Annotated in this window: 11 protein-coding genes; 8 read left to right on the top strand and 3 right to left on the bottom strand. The window is 69.4% G+C overall.

The features are described from left to right. Together AC4D2O_RS16585 and rhaI are read right to left on the bottom strand one after the other, a co-directional pair. The gene (locus AC4D2O_RS16585; protein WP_490908451.1) at positions 1-2079 is read right to left on the bottom strand and encodes a bifunctional aldolase/short-chain dehydrogenase; all 2079 of its coding nucleotides are present in this window, start codon (positions 2077-2079) and stop codon (positions 1-3) included. A gap of 2 nt (positions 2080-2081) precedes the next feature. Beyond that, complete coding sequence (gene rhaI / locus AC4D2O_RS16580; RefSeq protein ID WP_490908450.1) at positions 2082-3248, bottom strand: L-rhamnose isomerase; 1167 nt, start codon at positions 3246-3248, stop codon at positions 2082-2084. Positions 3249-3480: 232 nt separating this feature from the next. On the opposite strand from rhaI, the gene AC4D2O_RS16575 reads away from it, so the two are divergent. The 7 genes from AC4D2O_RS16575 (at position 3481) to AC4D2O_RS16545 (ending at position 11484) form a co-directional block, all read left to right on the top strand. Beyond that, positions 3481-4512: a LacI family DNA-binding transcriptional regulator gene (locus AC4D2O_RS16575; protein ID WP_490908449.1), complete on the top strand. Its 1032-nt coding sequence runs from the start codon at positions 3481-3483 to the stop codon at positions 4510-4512. A 160-nt stretch (positions 4513-4672) separates the two neighbouring features. Then, complete coding sequence (locus AC4D2O_RS16570; RefSeq protein ID WP_490908495.1) at positions 4673-6193, top strand: sugar ABC transporter ATP-binding protein; 1521 nt, start codon at positions 4673-4675, stop codon at positions 6191-6193. Continuing rightward, positions 6190-7236, top strand: coding sequence for an ABC transporter permease (locus AC4D2O_RS16565; protein ID WP_490908448.1), 1047 nt, complete (start codon positions 6190-6192; stop codon positions 7234-7236). Before AC4D2O_RS16570 ends, AC4D2O_RS16565 begins: the two co-directional genes overlap by 4 nt. Positions 7237-7336: 100 nt before the next feature. Next, complete coding sequence (locus tag AC4D2O_RS16560; RefSeq protein WP_490908447.1) at positions 7337-8425, top strand: ABC transporter permease; 1089 nt, start codon at positions 7337-7339, stop codon at positions 8423-8425. A 60-nt stretch (positions 8426-8485) separates the two neighbouring features. Continuing rightward, positions 8486-9553 (top strand): rhamnose ABC transporter substrate-binding protein, encoded by a 1068-nt coding sequence (rhaS, locus tag AC4D2O_RS16555; protein WP_490908446.1) that lies wholly within the window; start codon positions 8486-8488, stop codon positions 9551-9553. A gap of 112 nt (positions 9554-9665) precedes the next feature. Continuing rightward, positions 9666-11132 (top strand): arabinose isomerase, encoded by a 1467-nt coding sequence (locus tag AC4D2O_RS16550; protein WP_490908445.1) that lies wholly within the window; start codon positions 9666-9668, stop codon positions 11130-11132. 10 nt (positions 11133-11142) lie between these two features. Then, positions 11143-11484 (top strand): L-rhamnose mutarotase, encoded by a 342-nt coding sequence (locus AC4D2O_RS16545; RefSeq protein ID WP_490908444.1) that lies wholly within the window; start codon positions 11143-11145, stop codon positions 11482-11484. Here the strand turns inward: AC4D2O_RS16545 and AC4D2O_RS16540 are convergent. Beyond that, entirely contained in the window at positions 11444-11896 is a 453-nt protein-coding gene (locus AC4D2O_RS16540; protein ID WP_490908443.1) for a hypothetical protein, read from the bottom strand. The two genes, AC4D2O_RS16545 and AC4D2O_RS16540, sit on opposite strands and share 41 nt — an antisense overlap. Positions 11897-12104: 208 nt before the next feature. Here AC4D2O_RS16540 and AC4D2O_RS16535 point away from each other — a divergent pair, with 208 nt between their 5' ends. Next, on the top strand, positions 12105-12434 hold the full coding sequence (locus AC4D2O_RS16535; RefSeq protein ID WP_490908442.1) for a PadR family transcriptional regulator: 330 nt from the start codon (positions 12105-12107) through the stop codon (positions 12432-12434).

Here is a 12434-nt window from a genome sequence, read left to right as displayed (position 1 = left end):
TCAGCGCAGGAAGGCGGCGGCGACGCCCGCGTCCACGGGGATGTGCAGGCCCGTGGTGTGCGAGAGTTCGTCGGAGGTGAGGACGGCGACGGCGTTCGCGACGTTCTCCGGCAGCACCTCGCGCTTGAGGAGGGTCCGCTGCGCGTAGTACTCGCCGAGCTTCTCCTCCTCGACGCCGTAGACCGCTGCCCGCTTGGCGCCCCAGCCGCCGGCGAAGATGCCGGAGCCGCGGACCACGCCGTCGGGGTTGATGCCGTTGACGCGGACGCCGTACCCGCCGAGCTCGGCGGCGAGGAGGCGGACCTGATGGGCCTGATCGGCCTTCGTGGCGCTGTAGGCGATGTTGTTGGGCCCGGCGAAGACCGAGTTCTTCGAGGAGATGTAGATGATGTCACCGCCCATGTCCTGCTCGATCAGCACCTTCGCGGCGGCCTGCGACATGAGGAAGGAGCCCTTCGCCATGACGTCGTGCTGCAGGTCCCAGTCCTTCTCCGTCGTCTCCAGGAGCGGCTTGGAGATGGACAGCCCGGCGTTGTTGACCACGAGGTCGAGACCCCCGAAGGCCAGGACGGCGGCCTTCACGGCCTGGAGCACCTGGGCCGCGTCGGTGACGTCCGCCTGGACGCCGATCGCGACATCCGGGCCGCCCAGTTCCGCGGCGACGGTGGATGCACTGTCGATGTTCAGGTCCGCGATGACCACGCAGGCGCCCTCGGCGGCCAGGCGCGTGGCGATCGCCTTGCCGATGCCCGACGCCGCACCCGTCACCAGCGCTATGCGCCCCGCGTGGGACTTGGGCTTGGGCATGCGTGCGAGCTTGGCCTCCTCGAGGGCCCAGTACTCGATGCGGAACTTCTCGCTCTCCTCGATGGGGGAGTAGGTGGAGATGGCCTCCGCGCCACGCATGACGTTGATCGCGTTGAGGTAGAACTCACCGGCCACGCGGGCAGTCTGCTTGGTGGATCCGAAGGAGAACATGCCGACGCCGGGTACCAGCACGATCGCGGGGTCCGCACCGCGCATCGCGGGGGAGTCCGGGGTGGCGTGGCGCTGGTAGTACGCGGCGTAGTCCGCCCGGTACTCGGCGTGCAGCTCGCGCAGGCGCAGCAGGCAGCTCTCGACGTCGGCGCCGGCCGGGAGGTCGAGGACCAGCGGCTTGACCTTGGTGCGGAGGAAGTGGTCGGGGCAGCTCGTCCCGAGTGCGCCGAGGCGCGGGTGGTTCGCGGAGGCGAGGAAGTCCAGCACGCGGGGGTCGTCGGTGAAGTGGCCCACCTGGGCCCTGTCCGTGGAGGCGAGGCCCCGGATGGTCGGGGCCAGCGCTGCGGCCTTCGCCCGGCGTTCCTCCGGGGGCAGCGCGGCGTAGCCCTCGAGGGCGGCGCCGAAGGGTTCCGTCCGCCCGTGCTCGGCGATGTAGCGTTCGGCGGTCTCGATGATCCACAGCGAGTTCGCCTCGGCCTCCTCGGAGGTGTCGCCCCAGGCCGTGATGCCGTGGCCGCCGAGGATTGTTCCGATGGCCTCGGGGTGGGCCTCCTTGATGGCCGCGATGTCGAGCCCGAGCTGGAAGCCGGGCCGGCGCCAGGGCACCCATACGACCTTCGGCCCGAAGATCGTCGTGGTCAGCGCCTCGCCGTCGGCGGCCGTCGCGACGGCGATACCCGAGTCGGGGTGCAGGTGATCCACGTGGGCGGCGTCGACGAGGCCGTGCATGGCCGTGTCGATGGACGGAGCGGCTCCGCCCTTGCCGTGCAGCGTGTAGTCGAAGGCCGCGACCATCTCGTCCTCGCGCTCCACGCCGGGGTAGACGCTCTGGAGGGCCCGCATCCGGTCCAGCCGCAGCACCGCGAGCCCGGATTCCTGCAGCGTCCCGAGGTCGCCGCCCGAGCCCTTGACCCAGAGCAGCTCGACGTCCTCACCGGTCACCGGGTCCAGCCCGCTGCCCTTCGCCGAGGTGTTCCCGCCGGCATAGTTCGTGTTCCGCTTGTCGGCGCCCAATCGGTTGGAGCGCCCGATGAGCTCCCTGACAGTCGGGTTCGTGGGACCGTCGGTGGAAGCGGTGGTGTGCCCTGTCGTCGTCGTCACTGTCATGCTCCCCATCCGGCCTGCAGGCCGCCCTGTCGTTCGGTGTTGATCCGGTCCTGGTAGCCGCTCGCCCGGTAGGCCGCCATCGGGTCTCCGGGCAGGCCCTTCGCCTCGCGCCACTGTGCCAGGGCGGGCCGGACGTCCGTGTAGAAGGCGTCCATCAGGACGGCGTTGGCCCCGAGGACGTCCCCGGACTCCTGCGCCGCGGTCAGCGCGGTGCGGTCGACGAGCAGCGCGCGCGCCGTCATCTCCTGCACGTTCAGCACGGAACGGATCTGACCGGGGATCTTCTCCTCGAGGTTGTGGCACTGGTCGAGCATGAGCGCGATCCCGCTCGAGGGGTCCAGACCGCCGCCGCGGACGACCTCGGCCATGATGCGGAAGAGCTGGAACGGGTCCGCGGCGCCGACGATGAGGTCGTCGTCGGCGTAGAAGCGCGAGTTGAAGTCGAACGAGCCGAGTTTCCCGAGACGGATCAGCTGGGCCACGATGAACTCGATGTTGGTCCCCGGTGCATGGTGCCCGGTGTCGAGGCAGACGAGCGCCTTCTCGCCGAGCTGCAGGCAGTGGGCGTAGGAGGTGCCCCAGTCGGGCACGTCCGTGTGATAGAACGCCGGCTCGAAGAACTTGTACTCGAGCACGAGCCGCTGGTCCTCGCCGAGCCGGTCGTAGACCTTCCGCAGCGAGTCCTGCAGCCAGTCCTGCCGGGAGCGCATGTCGGCCTGGCCGGGATAGTTCGAGCCGTCGGCGAGCCAGATCTTCAGGTCCCGGGAACCGGTGACGTTCATGACCTCGATGCACTCGTACATGTGGTCGATCGCCTTGTTCCGCACGGCGGCGTCGCTGTGCGTCAGGCTGCCGAACTTGTAGTCGTCGTCCTGGAAGGTGTTGCTGTTGATGGTGCCCAGCCGCACGCCGTGGTCGGCGGCGTGGGAGGCGAGGATCCCGTAGTCGTCCACCTTGTCCCAGGGGATGTGGAGTGCCACGCTCGGGGCGAGGCCGGTCAGCCGATTGACCATGCCCGCGTCGGCGATCTTCTCCTCGACGGAGCGTGGGGTGCCTGGTGTCGCGAACACCTTGAAGCGTGTTCCGGAGTTGCCGTAGGCCCAGGAGGGAACCTCGATGGCGAGCTGGTCCAGCTCCGCAGCGATGTCGTCGATGACAGTCATGTACTCTCTCCAGCGTTGAAGGGTGAGCGGCCGCCGGGTGCTCGGGGCACCGCCGGCGGCGGGAGTTCGGGTGTTGTCGCCTGCCCGGAACGGGCCGGGAAGGGGTATCAGGAATCGACGCGCCTTTGAATCGTTTCATTGGCACGTTTCAAAGTTATCCTTGCCTGAGACCGAGTGTCAACAGTCCTGCCGGCCACCCGCGCCACGGCCGGACGCGAGCTTCGAGGTAGCCATGGAGAGCCGAACCGTCAGCATCAAGGACGTCGCGGACCGCGCAGGAGTGGCGGTCGGCACCGTGTCCAACGTTCTGAACCATCCCGCGCGCGTCTCCGCCGCCACGCGGGAGCGCGTGCAGGAAGCGATCGACGACCTGGGGTTCGTCCGCAACGACGCCGCACGGCAACTGCGCGCGGGCCAGAGCCGCACCATCGGGCTGATCGTGCTCGATGTCGGCAATCCGTTCTTCTCCTCGCTCGCCCGCGCCGCGGAGGACTGCGCGGCCGAGAACGGCAGCACCGTGGTCCTCGGCGACAGTGGCCAGGATGCCGACCGCGAGGCCCGCTACATCGACGTCTTCGAGCAGCAGCGCGTCCAGGGCATGCTCATCTCGCCCGTCGGCGACGTCGGGCCGCGCGTCGAGGCCCTGCGCGCGCGCGGCATGCCGGTGGTGCTGGTGGACCGGACGGATGCACAGCGACGCTGCAGCTCGGTGTCCGTGGACGACGTCGCCGGAGGGTACATGGCGGTGCGCCACCTCCTCGACGCAGGGCGGCGGCGCATCGTCTTCGTAGGGACCCGGGCCGATTACCGCCAGGTGGCGGACCGGCTGGCGGGAGCACGCCAGGCGGTCGAGGAATGCGACGGCGCCGTCCTCGAGGTCGTCGAGGCCGAAGCGATGACGGTCCTGGCCGGCCGTGAGGTCGGCGGTGAGATCGCGCAGCGCAGCAGGGAGGAGTTGCCGGACGGGATCTTCTGCGCCAACGATCTCCTCGCGATCGGCGTGATGCAGGCCGTGCTGCTGATCCGCGGCCTGCGGATCCCGGAGGACATCGCCCTCATCGGCTACGACGACATCGACTTCTCGACCTCCGCGGTGGTGCCTCTGTCGAGTGTCCGGAAGCCGACCGCACTCATGGGGCGCACGGCCATCGAGCTCCTCCTCGAGGAGATCGAAAGGCCCGCATCACGACGACGGCAGGTCATCTTCGACCCGGAACTCGTCGAGCGCGGCAGCACCCAGGCGCCGGTCCACGCGGTCGGCTGACCGCTTCCGGTGCTCCTCCGCCCGAGGTAACAGGTCCGTCTCGGGCTGTTGACGGTGATGTGGCTCACGCCTACTATTCGATGTGAACCGTTGCTCTGAAACGATTCATTTGCCCTGAGGAGTCGCATTGACGCACTTTGCCGGTCATGGCAGCGAGGCCATGGACCAGACCGACCCGGAGCGGACCTCGGTGCTGAGCCTCCGGGGAGCGCTGAAGACGTTCGGTCCGGTCGTCGCCCTCGCGGACGGCACCATCGACCTCTCAGCCGGCGAGATCCACGCCCTGGTGGGTGAGAACGGTGCGGGCAAGTCCACGCTCGTGAAGATCCTCGCCGGGGTGCACCAGCCCGATGCGGGCGAGTTCCTCGTCGCGGGCCAGGCCGTCACCTTCCGCAACGTCGCCGACAGCAAGGCCGCGGGTATCTCGGTCATCTACCAGGAACCCACGCTGTTCCCCGATCTCACGGTGGCCGAGAACATCTTCATCGGACGCCAGCCGAAGGGCCGCTTCGGCCTGATCAGCCGCGTCGAGATGCGTCGACGCGCCAAGGAGCTGTTCGATCAGCTCGGCGTCCCGATCGATCCGGACCGCGTGGCGGAAGGGCTCTCCATCGCCGATCAGCAGATCATCGAGATCGCCAAGGCCATCTCCCTCGACGCCCGCGTGCTGGTCATGGACGAACCCACGGCGGCGCTCAGCGGCGTCGAGGTGGACCGCCTCTTCGCCGTCGCACGCCGCCTGCGGGACGCGGGCAGCGGCATCCTCTTCATCTCGCACCGCTTCGACGAGGTCTTCGGCCTCTGCGACCGCATCACGGTCATGCGCGACGGCACCTACATCGCCACCCATGAGACTGGTACGACGTCCGTCGAGGCGATCGTCCGCGAGATGGTGGGCCGTGACATCGACGCCCTGTTCCCCAAGACCGAGACGGAAGCGGGCGACGTCGTCCTGCGGGTCAACGGGCTGACCCGCCCGGGCGTGTTCCACGACATCGATTTCGAGGTGCGGGCCGGCGAGATCGTGGCCCTCTCGGGGCTGGTCGGCGCCGGGCGTACCGAGGTGGCCCGCGCGGTCTTCGGCATCGACCGCTACGAATCCGGCACCGTCACGATGGCCGGGCAGCCACTGCGCCGCAAGGACCCCCGCGCCGCGATCGACGCCGGTATCGGCTTCGTGCCCGAGGACCGGCGCAAGCAGGGGCTCGTCATGGACCTCTCGGTGGAGCGCAACGCGACCCTCACGCTCCGGCACTCGCTCGCCCGGTTCGGCATCATCAGCGGCCGCGCCGAGCGCGAGGCCGCCGAGACCTGGGGGAAGCGCCTGCAGGTCAAGGCAGGCTCGCCCGAACACGCCGTCTCCACCCTGTCCGGCGGCAACCAGCAGAAGGTGGTCCTCGCGAAGTGGCTCGCCACGGACCCGAAGCTGCTCATCGTCGACGAGCCCACCCGCGGCATCGACGTCGGGACCAAGGCCGAGGTGCACCGCCTCATCTCCGAACTCGCCGGTCGCGGGATCGCGATCCTCATGATCTCCTCCGAGCTCCCAGAGGTGCTCGGCATGGCGGACCGCGTGCTGGTCATGCGGGAGGGCCGGATCACCGGCCGCCTCGACCGAGCCGAGGCCACAGCAGAGACCGTCATGCACGCCGCCACCGCATCCCTGGAGTCCTCGCGATGAGCCTCGACAGCAAGAGCGCGGCCCCCGCGCACCCCACCCCCGGGCACTCCCGTCCCTCGGCGCTCGCCTCCTTCCTCAGGCTCCGCGAACTCCCGGTGATCCTCGCCCTCGTGGTGCTCGTCGCCGTGACCGCGGCGCTCAACCCGCTGTTCCTCAGCGAGCAGGGCATCAAGGACCTGCTGCTGAACGCGACCATCCTGATGATCCTCGCCGTCGGCCAGACGCTCGTGATCATCACCCGGAACATCGACCTGTCCGTCGGTTCCATCCTCGGCCTCGTGGCCTTCGGCACCGGCAGCATCTTCGTGGCCGCCCCGAACCTGCCGATCATCGCGGTGTTCGTCCTCGGGATGCTCTTCGGCGCGGTCCTCGGGGCCCTGAACGGCCTGCTGATCACCATCGCGAAGGTCCCGGCCCTCGTCATCACGCTCGGCACGCTCTACATCTTCCGCGGTATCAACAACGCCTGGGCGGGCGGCACCCAGTACTTCGCCGGTGACCGCCCCGAGGCGTTCGGCAACCTCTCCGTGGACACCGTCCTCGGGTTCCCCGTGATCACGCTGATCGCCGTGGTCGTCGTCGGGATCGTCGCGGTGTACATGCTGGGCACGCGGCCGGGCCGCGATCTCTACGCCATCGGCTCAGACCCCGATGCGGCGCGCCTCTTCGGCATCCCGGTCACGCGCCGGGTCCTGCTCGCCTTCGTGGTGAACGGACTGCTCGCCGGCCTCGCCGGCGTGCTGTACGCCAGCCGCTTCAACTCGGTGGGGGCGACCACGGGCTCCGGCCTCGAGCTCGACGTCGTCGCCGCGGCGGTGGTGGGTGGTGTCGCGATCTTCGGTGGTAGCGGCACCGTGGTCGGGGCCGCGATCGGAGCCCTCCTGCTGACCACCATCACCAGCGCCCTGACGGCGCTGCGCGTGGACAAGTTCTGGCAGCAGGCCATCGTGGGCATCCTGATCCTCGCTGCCGTCGTCATCGACCGCCTCGCCAGCGTGCGGTCCGCCCGCAAGCTCCGGATCGCGGAGGCGCGCAATGTCTGACCGACTCGACGCCCAGCCAGGACCGGCGGCCGGCTCCGACGCCTCCGTCCAGCCCGCACGGGATCGGCCGGAGACCGGCTCTCCAACGAAAGGCACGCGCATGGCCGCCCCAGGAACCAGGACCTCCGAGGAGAAGACGGCACGCCGGCCGGCTGCAGGGCGGGCCGACACCACCAAGGTGCTCGCCGTCCCCAAGGGCCGCACCGGCGCCGCGCGGATCCTGCTCGGACGCGACGCGATCATGATCTACGTGCTCGTCGTCGTCGTGCTCTACGCGAGCATCGTGATCCCGCGCTTCGCCTCGCCGGTCACGGTCGGTTTCCTGCTCCTGGACGTGATCCCCACGCTGCTCATCGCCCTGCCGATGACGCTCGTGATCATCTCGGGGGAGATCGATCTCTCGGTGGCCAGCATCGCAGGGCTCACCAGCGCACTCATGGGTGTGCTCTGGCAGGGTGGCATGCCGATCGCGCTGGTCCTCGTGATCTGCGTCCTCGCGGGCCTCGTGGCCGGCGCGTTCAACGGGGTGCTCATCGCCTACCTCGGGTTGCCGTCACTCGCCGTCACCATCGGCACGCTCGCCCTGTTCCGGGGCCTCGCCCTCGTGGTGATCGGAGACAACGCGGTGGCGAACTTCCCGCCGGGGCTCACGTCCTTCGTCACCTCGAAGATCGGCGGCACGGGCATCCCCACAGTGATGGTCGGCGTGGTGGCGCTCATCATCGCGTTCGCCGTCGTGCTGCACTTCACGCCGTTCGGGCGCGGGCTCTTCGCCCTCGGCTACAGCAGGGAGGCCGCCACCTTCGTGGGGATCGACGTCGCCCGCTCGAAGTTCCTGCTCTACCTGGCCACCGGGACCGTGTCGGCGCTCGCCGGCATCTACTGGACGCTCCGGTATTCGAGCGCCCGGAGCGACAACGCGAGCGGACTCGAACTCGCGGTCATCGCCGCTGTGCTGCTGGGCGGCGTCTCGATCTTCGGCGGCAAGGGATCGATCCCCGGCGTCCTCGCGGGCGTGCTGCTGATCGGCACCATCAACTACGCCCTGAAGCTGGACCGCGTCTCCGAAGTGGTCCTCATCATCGTGACGGGTTCCCTGCTCATCCTCTCCGTGGTGGCACCGACCATCGGTGCCGCCGTCCAGCGGGCCCGCCATGCGAGGCAGGTCCGCGCAGCACCACTTCCTTAGGCCGTCCCCCTGAGGTCGAACCCGGCGTCTGGTCTCCAGCGCCCTTCGAAAGGAAAAACAATGAGGTTCATTCATTCCGGATCCACCCGGCGCCGGGCGGCGTTCGCGGCTCTCGCGACGAGCGCCGCGCTGGTCCTCAGTGCATGCGGTGGCGGTGCGGCCACCGACGGCGGCGGCGGCGCTGAAGGCGGCAGCGGGTCGGACGGCGAGCAGACGATCACGTTCATCCCCAAGCAGCTCAACAACCCCTACACCGACGTGGTGCTGGGCGGTGGCGAGGACGGTGCAACGGAGGCCGGCTTCGCCTCGTCGGAGGTGGTCGGCCCGCTCGACGCCAGCGCGTCCAGCCAGGTGTCCTTCATCAACGCCGAGACGCAGCGCGGCACCAACGTGATCGTGATCGCCGCCAACGACCCCGATGCCGTCGGCCCCGCCCTCGAGGAGGCCCGCACCGCGGGCTCCAAGATCGTCGCGTTCGACTCCGACACCAACCCCGACTACCGCGATGTCTTCGTCAGCCAGGTCAACGCCAAGGACGTGGCCCTGATCCAGCTCGAGCTCATCTCGAAGCAGATCGGAGGGGAGGGCGAGGTCGCGATCCTCTCGGCCACCGCCAACGCCACCAACCAGAACGAGTGGATCAAGTTCATGGAGGAGGAGCTCGCCTCCAACCCCGAGTACGCGAACATCGAGCTCGTCGCGAAGGTCTACGGCGACGACGACGACACCAAGTCCTTCCAGGAGGCCCAGGGCCTGCTGCAGGCCTACCCGAACCTGAAGGGCATCATCTCGCCCACGACGGTCGGCATCGCCGCGACGGCGCGGTACCTCTCCACGTCGGAGTACAAGGGCAAGGTGGCACTGACGGGGCTCGGGCTGCCCAACGAGATGCGGCCGTTCGTGGAGGACGGCACCGTCACCGAGTTCGCCCTCTGGGACCCGGCACAGCTCGGCTACGTGGCGGCCTTCGCCGGCAAGGCACTGGCCGACGGCTCGATCACCGGCGAGGTCGGCGACACCTTCGAAGCCGGCGAGCTCGGCGAGCGCGAGGTGACGGAGGGCGGGATCGTGCTGGTCGGTCCGCCCACCGTGTTCAGCGCCGAGAACATCGGCGACTACGACTTCTAGTCACCCGGGCGGGGCGCTCCTGGCGGGCGCCCCGCCCGCGTGTGACCCCCGTCCTTGCTGCTCCTCCTTCATTCCTCCTTCATTCCCTGTTCCGACTGCCCCAGGAGCACCCATGACCACCGACTCCCCGGTCTCGTCCGCGCCGCTCGCCCTACCCGGCCTGCTCGAACCGGTCCGCCGGCGTCCCACGCGCCTCGGACTCGTCTCGGGCGGCCTCGGTGCGTACTGGCCGCAGTTCCCCGACCTCCTGCCGCAGCTGCAGGAATCGGCGCGGTACGTCACCTCCCGCTTCGACGCGCTCGACGCCGACGTGACCGACGTCGGGTTCGTGTCGGACGCCCGCGAGGCGGCACGGGCCGCCGAGGAGCTCCGGCGGGCGGACTGCGACCTGATCGTCATCTTCCTCACCACCTACCTGACCTCCTCGATGGTCCTGCCGATCGCTCAGCGCTCGCAGACGCCGGTCCTCGTGATCGATCTGCAGCCCACCGAGGCCATGGACCACGCGAACTTCGACACCGGCAAGTGGCTCGCGTACTGCGGGCAGTGCCCCGTGCCCGAGGTCGCCAATGTGTTCAAGCGGGCGGGCATCCCGTTCCGCTCGGTCTCCGGGTACCTCACGCAGGAGTCCGCGTGGGAGCGCATCAACCAGTGGGTCCACGCCGCCGGTGTCCGCGGCAGGCTGCGGCACGCCTGCCACGGCCTCATGGGGCACGTGTACCCGGGCATGCTCGACGTCTCGACCGACCTCACCACCGTCTCGACGACATTCGGCTCGCACGTGGAGGTGGTCGAGTTCGACGACCTGCGCGAGTTCGTCGGCGAGGTGACGGACGAGCAGGTCCGCGAACGCATGGCGCTCGCCCGGACCCTGTTCACCGTGGACCGCTCCGTGGACGACGACGACTTCGCGTGGGGCGCGAAGGTCTCCGTGGGGCTCGACCGGCTCGTCACCGAGTTCGACCTCGACTCCCTCGCCTACTACCACCGCGGGCTCGCGGGGGAACAGCACGAACGCCTCGGTGCGGGCATGATCCTCGGCGCCTCGATCCTCACGGCCCGCGGTGTCCCGATGGCGGGCGAGTACGAGCTGCGGACCTCGATCGCGATGGTCGCCGCGCAGGCGATGGGGGCCGGCGGCTCCTTCACCGAGATCCAGGCCCTCAACTTCCTCGACAACGTGGTGGAGATGGGCCACGACGGTCCGGCCCACCTCGCCGTGAGCGCCGCCGACCCGCTGCTGCGGGGACTCGGGGTCTACCACGGCAAGCGCGGCTGGGGCGTCTCGGTGGAGTTCGACGTCCGCCACGGTCCCGTCACCACCTTCGGCATCGGCCAGGACCCGGACGGCTCCTACGTCTTCGTCACCTCGGAGGGCACCGTGGTGCCCGGCCCGCTGCTCGCCATCGGCAACACGACGTCGCGCGTGGACTTCGGGGGCGACCCCGGGTTGTGGGTGGACGAGTGGAGCCAGACGGGCATCGGTCACCACTGGGCCCTCTGCGTCGGCCACCGCGCAGCAGATGTCAGGGCCGCGGCATCCCTCCTCGGCGTCGAGCACCGCCACGTGGCGCTCTGAGGCCCCGGACATGGAGAGGAGAACCATGGAACGCGTGTGCTTCCAGCTGCAGGTCCGGCCCGAGCGCATCCCCGAGTACCGCGAACGCCATGCGGCCATCTGGCCCGAGATGGCGCGGGCGCTCAAGGACACCGGGTGGACCAACTACTCGCTGTTCCTGCGCCCGGACGGCCTGCTGATCGGATACGTGGAGTGCGAGGATTTCGCCGCGGCCCAGGCCGCGATGGCGGACACGGAGGTCAATGCGCGGTGGCAGGCGGAGATGGCGCCGTTCTTCGTGGCCCTCGAGGGCCGTCCCGATGAGGGCATGCTCAGGCTCGACGAGGTCTTCCACCTCGAGGACCAGCTGTAGGGCGGGCATCCTCCGTCGGGGTGCTGCGTGCCGTCCGCAGCAGGGTGACGGCGAGCGTCCCTGCCACGGGCGTCCACAGCGCCCGTTCCAGGCGGGACCGTGACGCGAGGTTCATGGCGGTGCCGAGCATCATGAGGGCCGAGGCTCCCGAGAGGATCCGGCGCCTCGCCGTCGAGCCCGGCCCCCTGCCCAGCGTGATGAGGGTGAGCGCGCCGTAGGCCAGGGAGGCGACGGCGCTCGATGCGCGGTGCTTCGCCGGCAGCGCACCCCGGTGAGCGCCTCCGTACGCCGCTTCTCCCCACGGTGCGCCGAGGGCGAGGGCGGCCTGGAATGCTGCGACGACGGCGAGGAGGGCGGCCGCCAGGGTTGCCGGCCGCTGGTGGGTTGCCGGCGGGAGGTGGGTTCGGGTCATGGTCGGATCGTAGCGAGTCCCGCGACCCCGAGGCCAGGGTCGGAGCCGCGGAGCAGGCCGGACGGCCGAGGCCCCGGCCCGGACGGCTGTTATGCGTCCGCCCGGCAGCAGCCGCTGATCATCGCTCTACTACTCCCTCTTGCTAGCTACCGGTACCCAGTGTTACTTTGTACCAGTATCAAGCACCACTAGGTAGCGGGAGGGGCCCATGGGCAAGCAGGCGACGGAGATGCTGAAGGGCACCCTCGAAGGGATCGTCCTCGCCCTCCTGGCCGGCAGGGCGGCCTACGGCTATGAGATCACTGCGTGGCTGAGGGATCAGGGCTTCACGGACATCGCCGAGGGCACCATCTATGCACTCCTGATCCGCGCGGAACAGCGCGGACTCGTCGATGTCGAGAAGGTCCCCTCCGAGAAGGGGCCTCCGCGCAAGGTCTACTCCCTCAATGCGCGGGGGCAGGAATACCTCGACGAGTTCTGGAGGACCTGGAGCTTCCTCTCCGAACGGCTCGAACAGCTCCGCGAAGGAGGACGGTGA

It is taken from the genome of Arthrobacter sp. TJ-238 (assembly GCF_058269215.1).
This window is presented reverse-complemented; position numbering and strand designations above follow the sequence as displayed.